This is a genomic window from Vibrio mediterranei (assembly GCF_013364395.1).
Lineage (GTDB): Bacteria > Pseudomonadota > Gammaproteobacteria > Enterobacterales > Vibrionaceae > Vibrio > Vibrio mediterranei.
Window position 1 is genome coordinate 1852529 of the sequence record NZ_JABXGK010000008.1, and the last position, 17342, is coordinate 1869870.

Annotated in this window: 20 protein-coding genes; 10 read left to right on the forward strand and 10 right to left on the reverse strand. The window is 44.4% G+C overall.

Going from position 1 to position 17342, the window contains the following annotated elements:
- The first annotated feature begins 178 nt into the window (after window positions 1-178).
- Complete coding sequence (locus HOP38_RS25380) at window positions 179-673, forward strand: YcxB family protein (RefSeq protein ID WP_198559296.1); 495 nt, start codon at window positions 179-181, stop codon at window positions 671-673.
- 216 nt (window positions 674-889) lie between these two features.
- Here the strand turns inward: HOP38_RS25380 and HOP38_RS25385 are convergent, their stop codons facing one another.
- On the reverse strand, window positions 890-2092 hold the full coding sequence (locus tag HOP38_RS25385) for an alpha/beta hydrolase (RefSeq protein ID WP_198559297.1): 1203 nt from the start codon (window positions 2090-2092) through the stop codon (window positions 890-892).
- Window positions 2093-2280: 188 nt separating this feature from the next.
- The gene (locus tag HOP38_RS25390; RefSeq protein WP_006069779.1) at window positions 2281-3156 is read right to left on the reverse strand and encodes a LysR family transcriptional regulator; all 876 of its coding nucleotides are present in this window, start codon (window positions 3154-3156) and stop codon (window positions 2281-2283) included.
- A gap of 112 nt (window positions 3157-3268) precedes the next feature.
- Here HOP38_RS25390 and eamB point away from each other — a divergent pair, with 112 nt between their 5' ends.
- From eamB to HOP38_RS25405, 3 genes are all read left to right on the forward strand, one after another.
- The gene (gene eamB, locus HOP38_RS25395) at window positions 3269-3853 is read left to right on the forward strand and encodes a cysteine/O-acetylserine transporter (RefSeq protein ID WP_198559298.1); all 585 of its coding nucleotides are present in this window, start codon (window positions 3269-3271) and stop codon (window positions 3851-3853) included.
- A gap of 127 nt (window positions 3854-3980) precedes the next feature.
- Complete coding sequence (locus HOP38_RS25400; RefSeq protein WP_198559299.1) at window positions 3981-4325, forward strand: antibiotic biosynthesis monooxygenase family protein; 345 nt, start codon at window positions 3981-3983, stop codon at window positions 4323-4325.
- Between the two features lie 87 nt (window positions 4326-4412).
- On the forward strand, window positions 4413-5120 hold the full coding sequence (locus HOP38_RS25405; RefSeq protein WP_242456583.1) for an ArsR/SmtB family transcription factor: 708 nt from the start codon (window positions 4413-4415) through the stop codon (window positions 5118-5120).
- Window positions 5121-5234: 114 nt separating this feature from the next.
- Here HOP38_RS25405 and ahpC read toward each other — a convergent pair whose 3' ends face one another.
- Window positions 5235-5792: an alkyl hydroperoxide reductase subunit C gene (gene ahpC, locus HOP38_RS25410; RefSeq protein ID WP_006069782.1), complete on the reverse strand. Its 558-nt coding sequence runs from the start codon at window positions 5790-5792 to the stop codon at window positions 5235-5237.
- A gap of 251 nt (window positions 5793-6043) precedes the next feature.
- On the opposite strand from ahpC, the gene HOP38_RS25415 reads away from it, so the two are divergent.
- Complete coding sequence (locus HOP38_RS25415; protein ID WP_006069774.1) at window positions 6044-6475, forward strand: GNAT family N-acetyltransferase; 432 nt, start codon at window positions 6044-6046, stop codon at window positions 6473-6475.
- A gap of 142 nt (window positions 6476-6617) precedes the next feature.
- Here the strand turns inward: HOP38_RS25415 and HOP38_RS25420 are convergent, their stop codons facing one another.
- Both HOP38_RS25420 and HOP38_RS25425 read right to left on the reverse strand, forming a co-directional pair.
- Complete coding sequence (locus HOP38_RS25420; RefSeq protein WP_198559300.1) at window positions 6618-8000, reverse strand: sensor histidine kinase; 1383 nt, start codon at window positions 7998-8000, stop codon at window positions 6618-6620.
- A complete protein-coding gene (locus HOP38_RS25425; RefSeq protein WP_006069772.1) occupies window positions 7984-8658 on the reverse strand; it encodes a response regulator transcription factor in 675 nt (224 codons plus the stop codon). The genes HOP38_RS25420 and HOP38_RS25425 overlap by 17 nt, the downstream gene beginning before the upstream one ends.
- Before the next feature lie 164 nt (window positions 8659-8822).
- Here HOP38_RS25425 and HOP38_RS25430 point away from each other — a divergent pair, with 164 nt between their 5' ends.
- The 5 genes from HOP38_RS25430 (at window position 8823) to HOP38_RS25450 (ending at window position 12783) form a co-directional block, all read left to right on the forward strand.
- Window positions 8823-9320 carry a GlcG/HbpS family heme-binding protein gene (locus HOP38_RS25430; protein ID WP_038227581.1) on the forward strand — a complete coding sequence of 166 codons (498 nt, stop codon included), beginning with the start codon at window positions 8823-8825 and terminating at the stop codon, window positions 9318-9320.
- 161 nt (window positions 9321-9481) lie between these two features.
- Window positions 9482-10486 carry a protein-methionine-sulfoxide reductase catalytic subunit MsrP gene (gene msrP, locus HOP38_RS25435; protein ID WP_006069770.1) on the forward strand — a complete coding sequence of 335 codons (1005 nt, stop codon included), beginning with the start codon at window positions 9482-9484 and terminating at the stop codon, window positions 10484-10486.
- Window positions 10483-11100 (forward strand): protein-methionine-sulfoxide reductase heme-binding subunit MsrQ, encoded by a 618-nt coding sequence (gene msrQ, locus HOP38_RS25440; protein ID WP_198559301.1) that lies wholly within the window; start codon window positions 10483-10485, stop codon window positions 11098-11100. The genes msrP and msrQ overlap by 4 nt, the downstream gene beginning before the upstream one ends.
- Window positions 11101-11163: 63 nt before the next feature.
- Window positions 11164-11727, forward strand: a complete 564-nt coding sequence (locus HOP38_RS25445; protein WP_006069768.1) for an HdeD family acid-resistance protein — start codon at window positions 11164-11166, stop codon at window positions 11725-11727.
- 117 nt (window positions 11728-11844) lie between these two features.
- Complete coding sequence (locus tag HOP38_RS25450; protein ID WP_124941587.1) at window positions 11845-12783, forward strand: LysR family transcriptional regulator; 939 nt, start codon at window positions 11845-11847, stop codon at window positions 12781-12783.
- An 84-nt stretch (window positions 12784-12867) separates the two neighbouring features.
- Here the strand turns inward: HOP38_RS25450 and HOP38_RS25455 are convergent, their stop codons facing one another.
- The 5 genes from HOP38_RS25455 to phnN all read right to left on the reverse strand — a co-directional run bounded on the left by HOP38_RS25455 (window position 12868) and on the right by phnN (window position 17341).
- Window positions 12868-14139, reverse strand: coding sequence for a DUF1254 domain-containing protein (locus HOP38_RS25455; RefSeq protein ID WP_171389364.1), 1272 nt, complete (start codon window positions 14137-14139; stop codon window positions 12868-12870).
- An 80-nt stretch (window positions 14140-14219) separates the two neighbouring features.
- The gene (locus tag HOP38_RS25460; protein ID WP_198559302.1) at window positions 14220-14987 is read right to left on the reverse strand and encodes a hypothetical protein; all 768 of its coding nucleotides are present in this window, start codon (window positions 14985-14987) and stop codon (window positions 14220-14222) included.
- Between the two features lie 307 nt (window positions 14988-15294).
- Entirely contained in the window at window positions 15295-15939 is a 645-nt protein-coding gene (locus tag HOP38_RS25465) for a DapH/DapD/GlmU-related protein (protein WP_038227585.1), read from the reverse strand.
- Window positions 15936-16703 carry a phosphonate metabolism protein PhnP gene (phnP, locus tag HOP38_RS25470; RefSeq protein WP_198559303.1) on the reverse strand — a complete coding sequence of 256 codons (768 nt, stop codon included), beginning with the start codon at window positions 16701-16703 and terminating at the stop codon, window positions 15936-15938. Before phnP ends, HOP38_RS25465 begins: the two co-directional genes overlap by 4 nt.
- Complete coding sequence (phnN, locus tag HOP38_RS25475; protein ID WP_198559304.1) at window positions 16703-17341, reverse strand: ribose 1,5-bisphosphokinase; 639 nt, start codon at window positions 17339-17341, stop codon at window positions 16703-16705. The genes phnP and phnN overlap by 1 nt, the downstream gene beginning before the upstream one ends.
- Between the last annotated feature and the right edge of the window lies 1 nt (window position 17342).

Consider the following 17342-nt stretch of genomic DNA (forward strand, 5'->3'; position numbering starts at 1 on the left):
TCCTTTCCTATCTATTTGATAGGGGTTTCCTATCAAAACATTTTCTTGAGTAAAAAGTAGGTAGAGACGAAGAGGGGCAAAAACAATTAAAACAACACACCGTAAAGCTATACAATACTCTCGCTGCACGGTCGTAGCATGAAATACTCACTCACAGAAAAGTCCAAAGTAACTGCCTATGTCTAAAGATTATGATTTCACTACAGAATACACGCTCGACAAGACCTTTTTTGCGGAATGCTTTGATCAAACTAGCCACCCCGCTACATTTCCAAAAGCTTATTATAAAGGGATGCTCTTTCTTATTTTTGGTGTAGTACTCGTAAAATTTGAGCTGCTTCCAAGTGGTTATGTGGGTTGGTTCTTTATTGTCTTGAGTATTATTGAAGCTTTAAGTGTTTATTTTAAAAGAACTTGGTGGTTGTGGAGGCAAACACTCAGTACGAGTTCTGGCGGTAAAGTACTTCTTAAAATTAACTCTGACGGTATGAGTTATAAAAGCGGCAAGAACACCCGAAACATCACTTGGAATGATATTGATCAGCTTGAACAAAGCGATTTGGGTTTTATCCTTCATATAGGCAAACAACGCCAATACGTCAGTAAATCTTGCCTAAATGATGAAGTGATTGACTTTATGATCGAGCAACACTCAGAATCAAAAATGAACTAGCATCGATGTACATAGGATAGGTGCGATGAAATGGAAATGAACAGGGGCGTCATTTCCAATCAGTTAAGCATGTTAGGACAGGCAGTCATTTAGTTAAAGTGGCCGCATCGTATCACTGAGAGTTTGGATGACGGCAACTTTAGAGCAATAGAACTGAGGCACTATGTCGTCTCAACAAAGCTGTAATCTCAACAAAGCTGCCTAAGTTTAGTTATCTTACATGTACCTGAGGAAAAAGTTAGTAATCGCCAACTCAGCTTCTGCTCCATCCGGGCAATGGCCTGAGTTACCGAAGTATGCCACTTCACCTCTTGTTGAAAGCCCTGCTGTATACCTCATTTCTTCCGGCGGGTTCACCATGTCATCTTTGGTATTAATCGTCAATACAGGAACATCGGTTTCATTAGATTTAAAGCCTTTAGTCATAAGTGCTAATGGAATCGTCCATTGTCCGTAAGAATTAAGGTCACTAACGTCTTTGACACCAATTCGATAACCGTAAGACATCGATGACATGAGAGGGGCATGGTGAAATACCTGCGTATCTGTCAGTACGTCAGTCACTACTGCACAGCGAGCAACACCCGCTTTGAGTTGTGGAGTGTTTAGGATGAATGTCATCAATGGAACGCCACCACCCGATGAACTCAGCGCTCCGACATTGTTGCTATCCAGCCTTGAATCAGATTTAACGTACGCTAATGCCGCTTGGTGAGCCTGATCTTCTTTACCCAGCTCAATAATGATGTTGTTGTTCAAGCCGCCACCGGGAATATCAAAAGTCAGCACAGCAAAACCTTGCCTCAAAAGGGTATCAATTGCATCACGGTGTTCAGTCAGAATTTTATCGACTCCACCTGTGTAAAGGATAACGCCGGGCTTCTCGGCACCTTTTGGGATATGTAATAAACCCGTGATCGAACCTCTAGTCGTAAGCGGCATCTCCACGCGCTCTACATCAATAGTAGGGCTCAATGCTTCTGCTTTAAGATACATATCAACCGATCGCTCGATGGCTTCGTGTTCGTGCTCTGTCATGTGGTTTGGGTATGAAGCAATTAAGTACATCATGGATGCCTTACGATACGACTCATAATCACTCGCTGAGTTTGCATAATCATCAGCAGCTTGAGCGAATTCATATGTCCAGTGACCCGCTTCATTTGTGTTGATGAAATCGCGCAGCGGTTCACCCGAATCAATTTTAACCAACGTATCTCGTATGTCTTGCTCGGGTACAACGTGAGTCCAATTTTCCATTCTTAGTTCTCGAAACCATTGTGATTGGTCCACCTCAAGAGCTTGTTCTCCTCGGAATTTCTTATGTGCGTCAATGTTGTTTGAAGTAGTTGCAGAAGCCAGTGTCGACAATGTGGTTAGGCCTAGTAATACGCTTAGGGAGAGATGTTTCTTTTTCATACCATACTCTTTTCATGTCAGTGGATTAATTCAATACATGTAGAGTATTCCTGTGGATGTCGAAAAAACGTCGATATTTGACCCTCACTTCGAGCAGTATGTGGAGATTGCTCTAGATATCACCGCTTGCGCTTGTATTTGTCGATGACAAGGAATTTCAAACACTATTGGTGTTAAACAAAATATCGTTAGTATTCGTTGCGCATGCAGTCGATAAAGACTTCCATCGCTGGCGTCACACACTTGCCAGCATGGTAACCACAGAGTGGGGTGATCATTTGCGGTGTCTCGGTTAGCACCAACTCTTGAAGGGTGCCTTCTCGGAGTTCTTGTTCGACAGTAAAGCGAGGCAGGTATGAGATACCAATATTACTTTCAACGCAGTTTTTGATGGTATTGATGCTGCTCAACTCGATCATGTTGTCGATGCTAATGTTACGCTCTTGGATAATGCTTTCAAAGGTTCGGCGGAAAAGGCATGTCGGCCCATTACTGATAAACCCAGATTCGATATGCCGGCCACACTGTAATAAATCCAACTGTTTTAGAAGCGGTGAAGCGACAAGCACTAATGGTTCTTTCGTAAATTCATGGACTTTAAGCGCATCGTCGTTACCCACACGATAAAATACTCCTAAATCCGCTTTATCGGCAATCAACTCATCTCGAATCTGATAGCAATTCTGCGACTGCAACGAGAGTCTGACTTTCGGTGCTTTAATTCTAAATTCTCGTAGAACATTGGCCATTTTATAGGCCAGCTGTGTTTCTGCGACCAAGACTTTCAACTCGCCTGTTGGCTCCGAGCCCTGTTTTTGCGCCATCCCCTCTATATTTTCCATTACTCGTATAAGTTCGTAGACGTAAGGTAGGATGTTCTCTCCTGCCTGAGTTAGCACCATTTTACGCCCGATTTTTTCAAACAACCGCAAGGAGAGGTCTTGCTCTAATTGTTTGATTTGAAAGGTTATCGTTGACTGCGTGCAATATAATTTCTGCGAGGCTTTAAGAAATGATCCTTCCTCAACAATGGTTTTAAACGTGAGAAATCGCTTTAGATTCATGACAAATCTCCCAAGTAAATAGTTTCATTAATTCGAACTCTTGATTTAAATATATTCAATTTTTAAAACAATAAAGAGCAAGTATAGTTCAGCAAAAACAGGAGAGATAGAGATGAGTTCCATCTATAGCGCATTTTTCACCTACGTCATCATTACTTCGATCACGCCAGGTCCTAACAACATTCTGTCGCTCAGTGTTGCAACGCAACACGGGCTAACGCGAGCTCTAAAAGTTATTTTCGGAATGTTCTGTGGTTACATCGTCTTAATGCTGTTTTGCAGCGTTTTTTCATACCACATGATCACTCTTTTGCCAGTAGTTACACCTTGGCTAACTTGGGTTGGGGCGGCCTACATCGTATGGTTGGCTTGGGGAATCGCCATGAGTGATTTAAAAACCGCTTCAGAGAGTTCGGGGGGAATTACAGCATTAACTGGGTTTGGTTTGCAGTTCGCCAACGTGAAAATCATGTTATATGGAATTACATCGATCTCTACTTTCGTGCTCCCTTACACACAAAATCTCTACTGGATTTTGGCAATCAGTTTCTTGTTAGCGTTAATCGCACTAGTTAGTAACTTAATATGGGCTATAGCAGGCAAGCTACTTCAATCTCAGTTCCAGAAATATGGTAAAGCCACCAATATTACTTTAGCGGCAACACTGCTTTATTGCGCAACACAGTTGTTTGTTTAAAGAGGCGTTGAAACCAGAAGATAGAATAGGCAGTTGCGATGATCACATTTCGACACCCAACGAAGTATCCATAAATTTTGTCGTTACAATAAACGCATCAATCCAATCAGATTAACGAGAATAAACCATGATTGCTGTGATCTTCGAAGTTCAAATTGCCAAAGGCAAGTCTGACGAGTACTTAGATATTGCTAATAATCTAAAACCATTACTATCTGAAATAAAAGGGGTTATTTCAGTTGAACGCTTTCAAAGCCTAACCAATGAAGGAAAAGTCCTTTCTTTGTCATTTTGGAAAGATGAAGGGTCTATTCAAGAGTGGCGTGCTTTAGAAGCCCACCGGTTTGCGCAATCCGAAGGACGTAACACCATATTTGAAAACTATCGACTAAGAGTGGCAGGTGTCGTCAGAGACTATGGTATGAATCAACGCACCGAAGCGCCTGCAGATAGCGTTCACACTCATGGATAACGTACTAATTGGTCTTAAACATTTGATAGTCATTCTTAGTCACTATACAGTGACCGTCTAGGTCAGAACAGCGTAGGTAACCCATACGTGAGTAAACAAAATCCGCTTTTTAGTGAGCCTAAAGTCCACAGCCAAGAGGCCAATATGGCCGCATTAGCTGCTGCCATGTCTGATGTCTCAAGGATGAAGATACTATGTGCTCTTATGGACGGGCGAGCTTGGACTGCAACAGAGTTAAGTGCCGTCGCTGACATTTCCCCATCTACAACCAGCTCACATCTAGCTCGTCTAATGAAAGCCAATGTTGTCACTTGTTTATCCCAAGGTCGACACCGGTACTTTCGCCTTTATAGCAATGGCATTGCTTCATTACTGGAAAGCATGATGAATATTACTTTTCAACCCAACAACCCTGCGCGTTCGAAAATCCCAAAAGAGCTCTTGAAAGCAAGAACCTGTTATGACCATTTAGCCGGAGACATAGCAGTAAGATTCTACAACTACCTAATATCAAACAATTGGCTCGAAAGTGATGGAAGCGACCTAACCCTACAAGGTAAAGAAAAGTTTCTGAAACTTGGTATTACCGTCGATGCCAAAACTAAGCGGAAAAAATGTTGTCCATGTTTAGACTGGAGTGAGAGGACATTTCATCTAGGCGGCTACTTAGGCGCCTCTGTCCTTGAATTTTTAGAAAACAATGACTGGATTGAAAGAGTTCCCGGATACAGAGAGGTGATAATTACACCTAAAGGCCGTCAGGAGCTTAAACGGCATTTTTCCATCAGCACATAACTCTGCGCTGGTATTCATCATAAAAGCTAAATAAAAACATGCCCCAATTCGCTATGCGATATTGGGGCATGCAACACGGACCCGATATTCCGTTTAAGCTAATGCTTGTATGACTTAGATTTTGCCAACTAGGTCTAGAGATGGTGCTAGAGTCTCTTCACCTTCTTTCCATTTCGCTGGGCAAACTTCACCTGGGTTAGCCGCTACGTATTGCGCTGCTTTCACTTTACGCATTAGGTCTTCTGCGTCACGACCAATACCTTCTGCAGTGATTTCCATTGCTTGGATAACGCCTTCTGGGTCAACTAGGAAAGTCGCACGGTCTGCTAGACCTTGACCTTCACGCATCACACCGAAGTTATTAGTGATAGTACCCGTTTGATCGCCAACCATGTAGTAGTTGATTTTACCGATAGTATCTGAGCTGTCGTGCCATGCTTTGTGAGTGAAGTGAGTGTCTGTTGATACTGAGTAAACTTCTACACCGCGCTCTTGAAGCTCTGCGTAGTGGTCTGCAAGATCACCAAGCTCTGTTGGGCAAACGAAAGTAAAGTCTGCTGGGTAGAAGAAGAATACAGCCCACTTACCTTTCACGTCTTGCTCTGTGATTTCTACGAATTCGCCCTGTTTGAATGCAGTTGCTGAAAATGGCTTAATAGTCGTGTTGATCATAATTTTACTCTCTCAATATGGTCTTGTAATTCGGATTGGCGCTGTCCTGCGCTGATGGGTTTATATTGCAATGCGAGAGCATATTTGAGAATTCGTCCTTTCCTATCTATTCAATTGGTAAAATCTATCAAAGGGGCTTGGTGGTAAAACTTCGCTTAAAGCGGTGTGTTTAATAAGGAATTAACTGCTACAATCCCCGAGCGGCTGCACACTTCATCAGTCAATTAATCAATCTAATCAGAGAGAACTCTATGATTGTCGAAAATGTGCTTCCCAAAGATTACGCTGAACTGCTTGATGTTTGGGAAAATTCTGTCCGAGCGACTCATGACTTTATAACAGAACAAGATATTGAGTTTTTTAAACCCATCATTATCGAGCAAGCATTCCCTGCGGTAACATTGAAATGTGTTAAGAATACCAAAGGAGCAATTGTTGGTTTTGTTGGTGTTCATGAGAATAAGATCGAAATGTTGTTTGTCCTAGACCAACAGCGTGGACAAGGTACTGGCACAGTACTCTTGCGATACGCAATAGAAAAACTAGGAGCAAACAAAGTAGACGTTAATGAACAAAACCCTAGTGCTGTTGGCTTTTACCAACACATGGGCTTTAAGATCAGCTCTCGATCACCTCTTGATGAGACGGGAAAACCTTTCCCAATTCTGCATATGACGTTGTAATCATCTCGGTACGTAAACCTTGTCCGTGATTGACAAAATGCCAGAAGAAATGCCCAAAGCTAATAACTTTGGGCATTTCCGTATTGGTTCTTATGATCTCGCTCCCCACAGGGTTGCTTGCATATTACATGGTCAGGGAAAATCACAACAAAATCGTGAACGTACTACCTACACCATATTCTGATTTCACCATCAACTGTCCTTCAAGATTCTCCACCATAGCAAGTGCCAACGATAAGCCAAGACCATAACCTTCGATATTGCTTCGGCTACTATCCACTCGATAAAGCCGCTCAAAAATAAGATCTTGGTATTTGGGGTCAATGCCAATACCGGTGTCTTGAATACTTATCTTAGCCTTGATGTTCGAGCTTTGTTCAGCCTTAATCGTCACACGGCCACCGGGCTCGGTATACTTGATCGCATTGTCAACAAGGTTAACCAGTACTTGAGTCAGTTTATCCGGATCGGACTGGATAATAAGCCCATCGGCAACGTCACTGACTAACTGAATCTGTTTATCTTCCGCCACATCGTCGTACCAGCTTACTACCTTGGAAATCACTTCGGACACTTGAGTATCCACCTTTTGTGGCTGGCGCTTTCCGGTCACTTCATCGTTTAGTTTCATTAATGCGGTCAACATATTGCTGGCCTGCATGGCATGCTCTGCACAATCGGCCAAAGCATCACGCATTGCTTGCGGATCAGCGTTATTCAGCAACGCACTTTGAGACGCGAGAGTAATTCGCGATAGCGGCGTACGTATATCGTGTGCGATAGCGTCTACCGTCGTGTTTAACGTGGTGGTGACATGCTGTAATTTGGCCACGGCAGAGTGAACACTAGAGCTAATAACCGTAAGTCCTTGGCCAATCTCTGGCTCTGGTTCTGCGAACTCTAGCTGTCCTTTTTTTAGCCTGTCTAACAGGTCTCCAAATGTCACTAACGGCGACATGGCACTTTGGATGATTTTACGAGTGAAAACAGTCGTCACTATCACCAATGCAATCAGTGCATAGAATGTCATTAACCATTGATTGTATGCGATATAGTCTCTGGCACGATTATCCAGAACCAACCAAAACTGCTGTTGCTCCCCTTTGATGCTTAAGGTCATATACGGATTGACAATAAAGGTATCAAACCAAGAACGACTCTCATCAATCTGATAGTCAGCAAAGGGCAGGTTAAGCACTACATTTTTATCACCCGCGACAAACGTTGGTCGAGACGAATTGTCTTGCGCCCAATAGGCAGCGATGTTGTTGTCGACCAGTCGGTGAGGGTTGGCTTCTAAAACATGAATTAAACGGTCACTCGAATCGTAGGTCAAAATACGCTGATACTCGGTCGACATGGACGTTAGAATCTTCTTTTCTGTTTGAAACAGATCGTAGAAAAATATCGCGCCTACAATTAGCTCCACCAGTAATAAACACAGTAGTAAGGTCGCCATAAAGCGCACTAAAAGATGTCGCTGCGTACCAGCAAGAGCTTGTTCAATACTATGACTTGAGGACATAACCGACACCTCTCAGTGTATGTATTAATGGTGTCGCGAAGCCTTTATCCACTTTGCTGCGCAATCGGCAAACTAACACATCCACAACGTTAGTTTGTGGGTCAAATTGATGCCCCCACACATGTTCAAGAATGGCAGTTTTCGACATGACGGTTTCTGGGTTTTCCAACAGTAACTTCATCAACATGAACTCACGTTGATTGATGGCGATATTTTGCTGTTCCCTTTGCAAAGTATGCTTCAGTAAATCCAAATTAAGAGGGCCATAATTCAGTTCTAATGCTTGAGGCGAAGGTGGCTTGCCCCGGCGCATCAAGGTTTGACACCGAGCGAGTAGTTCAGGAAAAGCAAATGGTTTAACTAAGTAGTCATCCGCACCCGATTGCAGTCCTTGCACCCGCTCTTCTACAGAATGCTTGGCACTCAATATGATGACTGGAGTAGCATGTCCTTGTCCTCGCAGCTCCGCCAACACTTCAAAGCCGTCTTTTTTAGGTAGCATAATGTCGAGAATAATGACATCAAAGTCTGCGGTAACGGCTTCGTGCAATCCGTCTACACCATCTGTTGAATGCGTTACCGTGATTCCTTCTTGCTGGAAGCCATTCACTAGAAATTTCGCGATATGGCTATCGTCTTCGATCAGTAGAATTTTCATTAACGTCCATGTACCTCTTAACCTTGGTCTGAATATACTTTATCAATATCCTTTCTCGAATATAACCAAGATTACAACTTTGTAATGTTCTAGAAAGCCTGTCGCAATCCTCCGTTGGTTACTATGAACTCGTTGAATAAAAACACGCTATTAACGGAGTAAACATGAAAACGACAACACTGACTGTATTCGCTGCAACCCTTGGTTTTCTGAGCCTTTCTAACAACGCGCTGGCCTCAGATGCACAAACAGTATCAATCACTCAAATTTCATCAAAAGCGGCATTCGAACTGGCTCATGAAGCGGTAAATCAATGCGAAGCGGATGGCTATAAAGTCTCCGCGACAGTTGTCGATCTATCAGGGAATGTGATTGCTCAGCTTCGTTCTGATGGTGCTGGGATCCACACACTGGATAGCTCACGTAAAAAAGCCTTCACAGTGGCGAGTATGAAACAACCGTCAGGTAACTTAATGAAGCTGATTGCTGACAAACCTATCATGCAACCGCTACAAAATATGGACGACAATCTGCTGTTCTTAGCAGGCGGTGTACCCGTTCAAGTTAACAGCGCAATGATTGGTGCGATCGGTGTTGGAGGCGCACCAGGAGGTCACCTTGATGTCGCATGTGCCGAAAAAGCCATTAAAAAGTTCTTCTAAAAAGAATCAGTTATAACCACAGCCTTTAGAACACGCATTTTGTTATGAATGCGTGTTTTTTTGATTTTTATGAAAGAGAATCGACATTGCTACGGTCTGCTCTAATCAACGTATCACCAATTTGCTGTTTACTAAAACGTAAATCACACTCGGGGAAGATTATGTGGATCAAAAAGAATCATCGCTGGGCTCTGTCTGAAAACGAAGCAACGCCAGAGTCTGTCTACAAAGAGCGTCGAGACATACTAAAGAAGCTCGGTATTGCTGTCGTCGGCATGCCTATCGCGGCTAATGCCCAAGCGGGCATACTGGATATCTTTTCTTCCGATGAGAAACCCGTCACTGATAGTCGAATTGATCTCAAAGCCACTAAACCACAACAATACCAAGCCGACCTTTCGTTAACGCCAGAAAGTAAGGTTCTGAAGTACAATAACTTCTATGAGTTTGGTACTGATAAATCCGACCCTGCGAAGAACTCGTCGGAGTTTGTGGCAGACCCTTGGACCGTAGAAATCGACGGGCTGGTCAACAACCCAATGAAACTCGACTATGACGACATATTTAGTAAATTCACGTTAGAAGAACGCATCTATCGCCTTCGCTGCGTTGAAGCATGGTCAATGAACATTCCTTGGATTGGTTTTCCACTTGCAGACATCATTAAAATGGCCGACCCAAAAAGTAGTGCCAAATATGTTGCTTTTGAAACCCTCTACGACCCCAAACAGTTCCCGGCTCAAGGTTCATTTAGTAGCATTGAATACCCTTATGTAGAAGGACTCCGCCTTGATGAGGCCATGAACCCTCTAACTCTGATCTCGGTTGGTTTATATGGCAAAACACTCGCCCCACAAAATGGCGCCCCGCTTCGACTGGTTGTGCCATGGAAGTATGGATTTAAGAGCATCAAATCGATTGTTCGTATTCGTCTCACCGACCAAGAGCCACCAACAACGTGGAATCGTTTGGCTCCTAATGAGTATGGTTTTTACGCCAATGTGAATCCTAATGTCGACCACCCGCGTTGGAGTCAAGCCAGTGAGCGTTTCATCGGAGAAGGTAGTGTCCTCAGTACACGCAGGCAGCCAACCCTAATGTTCAACGGCTATGAAGAAGAAGTGGCGCATCTATACAAAAATATGGATCTGAGGAAGTTCTATTGAGAAAGCTAACGCCAAAAACGATCATCGCGCTAAAAGTCGTCATCCACGCTGTATCATTGGCATTTTTAGCATTGCTTGTCATTGCTATTAATACCGATAACTTAGGTGGCGATCCGGTACAAGGCATCATCCATTACACTGGTATTAGCGCGTTGAATACCTTGTTTATTACTATGCTGGTTTCTCCTTTGGCAAAATGGACTAAACAAGGTTTGCTTCTTCGCGTAAGACGGCTATTGGGACTGTACAGCTTCTTTTGGGCAGTGCTCCATTTGGTTGCCTTCGCGACGCTAGACTTAGGATTGGATTGGAGCTTATTGGCCTCTGAGATCGTTAAACGTCCATATCTCACCGTCGGAGCGGCAGTGTGGGTGATTTTGTTGCTGCTAGCGGTTACATCCACTCAAGCAATACAACGTAAAATGGGCGCAAGATGGCAGAAACTGCATAATTGGGTCTATTTAGCTGCCATCTTGGCACCGATTCACTTTTACTGGTCGGTAAAGTCAGAAGTGGCAGAACCTACTATCTACATCGTAATCGCTATAGGTCTACTTCTCGCCCGTTGGAAGACATTGAAACAACGAGTGTTTCGAAAAATGCTATCCAGTTGAGCGATTGATGATTCTTAGACTAAGCTGAATATGCAACCAAGGCATTAATCTAAGAGGCGCTCAATGGTAGATTCAAACCAATCCCCACAAGCTCAGTTCCTTTCAAAAGGATGGAAGTATTTTGTTACTGTAGGCATCGTCGTTTCCCTCGCGGGTATTGGGGCAATGGCGTTACCTGTATTTGCTGGTGTCACCATCTCAACCATTATCGGTGCCGTACTCTTGTTTAGTGGGCTTGTGCAGGCTTATCACACCTTTTCGATAAATGCGTGGGGACAAAAGCTGTGGTATGTCTTAAGCGCGGTACTCTACATAATCGGCGGTTTATTCATCTTATTTAAGCCACTTGCAGGCCTGGTCACCATTACTATGTTGATGGTGTTGGTGATGATATTAAACGGACTGACACGAATCTTCTTCGGGCTCGCCAACCGCAGCCTTCCAAGTAGTGGCCTCATCATTTTCAGCGGACTTCTGTCCGTCATCATAGGTGGTTACTTCTTCACGTTACTTGAAGACCCCGCTTTCTCCACTTCATTGCTGGGTACTTTCATTGGCATTTCTTTGCTAATTGAAGGAGTCAGTTTTGTCTTTTTAGGTATGAAGTTAAAACAGCTAAGCAACTAAAACTGGAAACGAGATTGCGAGAGGATTATAGCTTTACATGGTCTAGGTTAAGCTGGTCGAGCTACTTATGACATTGTAGTATTGAGTGAATACACATGACGCGGGATACCAGCCCAGATGGATGATAACCTATTAAGAAGGCTAGACTTTAATACACTAAAGCTGCTGAAAGTCCTTGGTGAAGAACGCAACACCAAACGCGCTGCCGACCGCATGTTTTTATCACAGCCTGCGGTCAGCAAGCAGCTTAAAAAGCTCAGGGAAGAGTTTGCCGATGAGCTGTTTATCCGTAAGCAGTATGGATTAGAACCCACACCCTATTGTTTGGAGCTGCTGGAAAAGCTGCCTGCTCTGTTCGAGCTATTGGAAGATCTATTCTCTCGAAATCAACAATTCAATCCAGCGTTGTATACCGGTGACATTAGCATCGCCATCAATACCACTCTATACAGACCAGTATCCAGGCGCCTGTATCACCACCTTCGTCCTTTGCTGCCTAACGCTACGCTCAAAATCATCAACTGGGGGCAAGATACCGAGCACGATCTTAAGCTTGCACGCCTTCATATTGGCATCAATTACTTACCTCTAGATATCTCCAAACAGGTGATACAGAAAAAACTGACTCATTGCTATTTCAAACTCATTTGTCGAGACGGGCATCCAGTCCTTGAAACACAAAGAACCACACAAGATATTGGACAATATCCACTCGCATTGCTTCAGCTTCCTGACTTCAATAAGAAAGAAAACTTAATTGAAACCAAACTGCGAGAAGTCGGAATTACGCCGCAAGTCGGGCTTAGAGCGGACCAACTCAGTATCTGCCTACATGTCGTTGCTCAAACCGATTCGATCTTGCCTTGTGTCGACATTTTTGATGCTGATTTACCGCAAGGGACTCAGTTCTTCTCAGCTCATAAAGAACACCAACTAGGCAGTGATATTGGTGCCTTGATTCCAAGCAAACTCTCCAATGCGCCATTGGTGAAATGGTTATATAGCGAAGTTCGCACCGTATTTGATCAGCAGGAAAAGACTGAGCAAGAGCATTAATACCACAAACCCCACTGCGAACTAGTTTCCGTAACTAGCTCATTTACAGTGGGGCAAAAAGTATCAACGTGGTTGTACGCTCAGTTAATTACCATAGTTAAACGTCGCTTTAGGAACCATCAAACTTTCCAGCTCGGTTCCCTTGTAGATAATACTTTGCGCAGTATTACCTGCAAGACCCGCTTGAGGCAGGTAATAGCGGACCACAAAGTAATAATCCTCCCCATCAACTACTGGCATCCAATAAGTCCCATTTTCTGGGTTGTCGCTTGAGAAAGTAATGGTGACATTTCCTTCATCGTCTGGCGTAGTATTGCCACCAGCCCATACTTGACGGTCAGACCCACCTATCGTCGCTGGGTCCAGCGGTAAGCGCGTCTCATCAGAATAACGCGTCACCGACCAGAACTTGCCCACCGCTTGGTCATGAGGCATAGTCAACACAAAATCTTCTGAACCATTCAACTGCTTACCTTCAGGCGTCATTGGAATTAGCTCATAATAAGCGTGCTCCGCAGGGAAGCCTAAGTGACCTAAATGAGTCAACAGCGAACGACGTCGCTCATCAGCAAGGTCATCAGCATGTCCTGGGTGCTCAAAACCGGATAAGTTATTCACCACCAAGCCAGATGTTCCTAGTTCGTGTACGTAATTGCGAACTTCATTAAGTCTTTGTTTATCAAAGCTGTCATCGGAAATAATGGTTTGCATATTACTGTGCGTTTGTGCCCAACCATCTGAAATCTCATCGGCAAACTTAATGACAGCATGAATATTGTTGCGATCTGGCAACGCAATCTCAGACTTCGGCGCAAGGTTGTTAACCTCAATCTGTTTACGCCAAACATCGGCAACACCACTATCGCGATACTCAAATGTCTGGACACGAATGAAAGAGAAAATAAGGTCGTCTTTCACCGTAATTGTATCGATATAATCGCCTTGTGGAATCGTATAGTCAGCGCCTTCTCGTACGATTAGATAAGTACCGCCAACTTCTGGTGTCACTTCGTGATAAACCGAGAAGTGCTCCGCATCCACCAAGTGCAGAGATGCATAACGCTCTGATTCACGAGGGGGAACCGTCAACTCCACAGGACCTGCTGTTACATCCAGCATCGCTTTGCCATAAATATGGTCCAGTGCAGGGGTAATGACATCCCATGTGTGGTCTGCCAACCCTGGGAACTCAAAAGTATTCACTCCATTTTGCTCCATAAACGCGACCATATTTTCCATATGATGGTAGACACGTTGACCCGTAAGTTCTGCATCCGTAGGAGTGGTATCTGCGGCGCTGACCAGAGAGCCGAAAGACAAAGATGCCACTAATAAAGAGAGTGTTGTTTTTTTCATCGTCGTACCTATAAAACCGTTTGTGATTGCCTTAGCAATTCATTGGATTGTCGTCTTGATGGGTGGTAAGAAAGCCAGAGTTAGAATTGGTAGTTGTATTCCACTCTAAAGTCCGTGCCTTGTAGCACTTCGCCAAAGTTCCAGAATGCTCGCAGGTTACTTCGGTTGTTCAACTGATAGCTCGCCGCAATTTCATGCTGCCAGCCATAAAAGTTGCTGAAAGACTCCACTCCACCAAGTTGAGTGGTGTACATCGGGTTGTAGTTCAGCCAGATATCATCGGTAATTTCGATTTTTGAGTAGAAACCCACTAGAGCAAAACTCGAGGGGATGGTGTAACCGATAGAACCGTCATAATCCGGGCTCGGTTGAATCAAAGACGAATGAACATCCGCCACATTAATGCCAATTCCCGCTAGTGGATAAAACTGTACGGCGCCCATTTTTGGTAACGCTTGAATCAAGGAATAGGAAGCTGAGCCTAATTTGTTATCAAAGTCCCAGCTAAGATCAACTTGAGAGCCCAGCCCACTATTGATGTCGACATTAAAATGTCGATAGCGTAGTGAGTCGAAACTATCATCCCCCTTTAGCCCCAAGCTGTCTGCAGCAAACCCTTTCGCTTCTAGTACATGCATCGCCATGTTTGAGTCATTATTAGTATCGTAAGCCTGACCAAACTTAAAGTTGATGCCTTTATTGGTCACGCCCATACCCGCTTGCGAATACACGGCTAGTGGGTCAGACATATCCTGATATTCGTCTGCCGTTACTGAAAATGACGTTAAAGAAACCAATGCTGTTAAAATCGTCCAACTCAGCGGACTTTTTGCTGTTTGTAAATTCATAATTACTCTGATTTATTTCAAAAGCCCTCCTTAGCAAAAACAAATTATTGGACTTAATTACTTATTAAATTCAGGCAATTAATTCCAAGCAAACTCAGGCAAGCCATACCTTCACCTGACAGAATGAATAATAAAACAAAGTTAACTGGCGTCTGAAATGACTCATTAAACTTAAAATATTACCTAAAGTAATATCTCAGATTTAACCGTAGAATGGATAGGTAGATGCCGCGAATAATGTGCAGCGACACCAACGATGTCGCGCTTATTCGAGCATCTACAGATAATCAGGTAGGAAGAAAGTGGGTTACTGCATATTTTCAAAGTAAGCTAAAAATTCTCGAGTATCCTTTTGAAACAGCGGCAGCGCCATCGCGATTTGCTCGTCACTCCAGTTCCACCATGCCAGAGCCTCTAAGCGGGGCCCGAAGCTGTCATCATCAAAACGGGGACGAAGGACTCGCGCCGGATTACCGACCACAATTGAGTAAGCTGGGACATCTTTTGTCACTACGCTCCCTGCTCCAATAATCGAGCCGTTGCCTACGGTCACTCCAGGCAAAATGATCGCGCCGTGGCCAATCCAAACATCATGACCTATCACTACCTTGTCTTCTTCACGCCAACTGAACACTTCGTCATCCAATACCGATGGGTTATCTCCCAAACCGTATTTACCTGGGCGATAAGTGAAGTGGTGCAGAGTTGGCCTCCACCATGGATGATTGCTTGGATTGATGCGAACGGCGGCGGCGATAGACGTGAACTTTCCCACCTCGGTAAACATCAAATTGCAATCATTTTGGATATAACTGTAATCACCAACGGTGACGTTATTTAACACGCATCGCTGGGCAATCTCAGTCCAACGACCTAATTCGGTGCGATGTAATTGGCTGCACGGCGATACGCTCGGTTCAGCAGAGAGCGTTGGTGATAGCGGCTGGTTCATAGTGGGATCTCCTGTCCGTCATGAAGAAGCTGAAAGCTGTCAGAAAAACACTGTGGATGTCGCTTGGCCCAAAGCAAAACGTTGTGACTTAAATGAATTAGGCCAATACGCTCAGGTTGACATTGCTCAGCGATGTTCTGCACTTGGTAGATATCGTTATGGTTATTGCTAAGTCTTGTGTGTTCGCACTCGACAGGGGGAAAGCTGCAATCGGTGACAATCCAGTCCACTGTGCGCTGTTTAAGCCACTGCGTCGTCGCTTCTGGCAGCCCATTGGTATCGGTCAAGTAAGCAATGCAATGGCCATTCAGCTCAAAGGCATAGCCCACACAAGGTCTAGAGTGGTTGAGGGGGAGTGGCGTTACAGTGATGTCTTGCCATATAAAGGATTGAAACGGCAGTGAACGCTGCGAGAAATCCAACACGCCGGGGTATTTGTACAAATCATCACACCCTTGCTCGTCCTCAGGTGCATGTACGGGAATAAGCGCCCCCTTCCCCCAGCGAAGATCAAACAAGCTGTGCACATGGTCCATATGAAAATGTGTTAACAGAATCTTATCGATCGAACCAGGTGGGAAACGATCCAGAAGATCGGGAGCATTGGCATCTAACAGCAGCTTACGACCATTGTGTTCAACATAAGCCGAGCTTTTCTCACGTCGCAGAGTTCTATCCAGCCTGGCTTCAGCACATATTTCGCAGTCACAGCCCCAAACAGGCACCATGGCACTGTTCCCCGAGCCCAACATGACAAGCTTCATCACGATTTCCCTTCAAGTTGAAAACGAATGTGGCGGAACTGCTTTGCGCTCGACTGCACGTCACCGCTATTATCAATTGGGTAAAAACCCTCTTGTTTCGATAGGGTGAATTCGGTGGCGCGTTGTAACCTACGTTCAATCTCTTCGCGAGATTCACGTCCTCGGTTTTGCAATCGAGTCCGCAATACGTCCAAATCTACATTGACCACAACCGGAACCAGATCTGAGCCAAAGCACTGCTGCGCTTGAGCCAATTCCGCACGCGAGCCATTCAGCAAAACCGAAAAGCCTTTATCTAGCCATGCTTTCACCTCTAACCCCACACCGTAGCACAGCCCATGGGCCTGCCAACTCATGGCAAATAGCCCTTTTTGCTGTCTTGATAAATACTCTTGCTCACTAACGGCTACATGGTTTTCACCACCAGCACCAAAAGGACGCGTGATATAGCGATGAGCAACAATAATATCTTCAGGATGATCGGCGCGAATGGCGTCAATCAGGGTATCTTTGCCCGCACCTGAAGGGCCTATCACGTAGTAGAGCTTACCTTTGCGTTTGGTTGAGGCGTCGGCGTAGTCCGCCGTAGATGAAAAAGAAGCATCCGAAGATGCTTCTAATAATGTGTTATTAGTCATC

Coding starts and splice junctions, on each gene's coding strand:
- HOP38_RS25380 (WP_198559296.1), top strand. CDS start 179: ATGTCTAAAGATTATGATTTCACTACAGAATACACGCTCGACAAGACC.
- HOP38_RS25385 (WP_198559297.1), bottom strand. CDS start 2,092: ATGAAAAAGAAACATCTCTCCCTAAGCGTATTACTAGGCCTAACCACA.
- HOP38_RS25390 (WP_006069779.1), bottom strand. CDS start 3,156: ATGAATCTAAAGCGATTTCTCACGTTTAAAACCATTGTTGAGGAAGGA.
- eamB (WP_198559298.1), top strand. CDS start 3,269: ATGAGTTCCATCTATAGCGCATTTTTCACCTACGTCATCATTACTTCG.
- HOP38_RS25400 (WP_198559299.1), top strand. CDS start 3,981: ATGATTGCTGTGATCTTCGAAGTTCAAATTGCCAAAGGCAAGTCTGAC.
- ahpC (WP_006069782.1), bottom strand. CDS start 5,792: ATGATCAACACGACTATTAAGCCATTTTCAGCAACTGCATTCAAACAG.
- HOP38_RS25415 (WP_006069774.1), top strand. CDS start 6,044: ATGATTGTCGAAAATGTGCTTCCCAAAGATTACGCTGAACTGCTTGAT.
- HOP38_RS25420 (WP_198559300.1), bottom strand. CDS start 8,000: ATGTCCTCAAGTCATAGTATTGAACAAGCTCTTGCTGGTACGCAGCGA.
- HOP38_RS25425 (WP_006069772.1), bottom strand. CDS start 8,658: ATGAAAATTCTACTGATCGAAGACGATAGCCATATCGCGAAATTTCTA.
- HOP38_RS25430 (WP_038227581.1), top strand. CDS start 8,823: ATGAAAACGACAACACTGACTGTATTCGCTGCAACCCTTGGTTTTCTG.
- msrP (WP_006069770.1), top strand. CDS start 9,482: ATGTGGATCAAAAAGAATCATCGCTGGGCTCTGTCTGAAAACGAAGCA.
- HOP38_RS25445 (WP_006069768.1), top strand. CDS start 11,164: ATGGTAGATTCAAACCAATCCCCACAAGCTCAGTTCCTTTCAAAAGGA.
- HOP38_RS25450 (WP_124941587.1), top strand. CDS start 11,845: ATGGATGATAACCTATTAAGAAGGCTAGACTTTAATACACTAAAGCTG.
- HOP38_RS25455 (WP_171389364.1), bottom strand. CDS start 14,139: ATGAAAAAAACAACACTCTCTTTATTAGTGGCATCTTTGTCTTTCGGC.
- HOP38_RS25460 (WP_198559302.1), bottom strand. CDS start 14,987: ATGAATTTACAAACAGCAAAAAGTCCGCTGAGTTGGACGATTTTAACA.
- HOP38_RS25465 (WP_038227585.1), bottom strand. CDS start 15,939: ATGAACCAGCCGCTATCACCAACGCTCTCTGCTGAACCGAGCGTATCG.
- phnP (WP_198559303.1), bottom strand. CDS start 16,703: ATGAAGCTTGTCATGTTGGGCTCGGGGAACAGTGCCATGGTGCCTGTT.
- phnN (WP_198559304.1), bottom strand. CDS start 17,341: ATGACTAATAACACATTATTAGAAGCATCTTCGGATGCTTCTTTTTCA.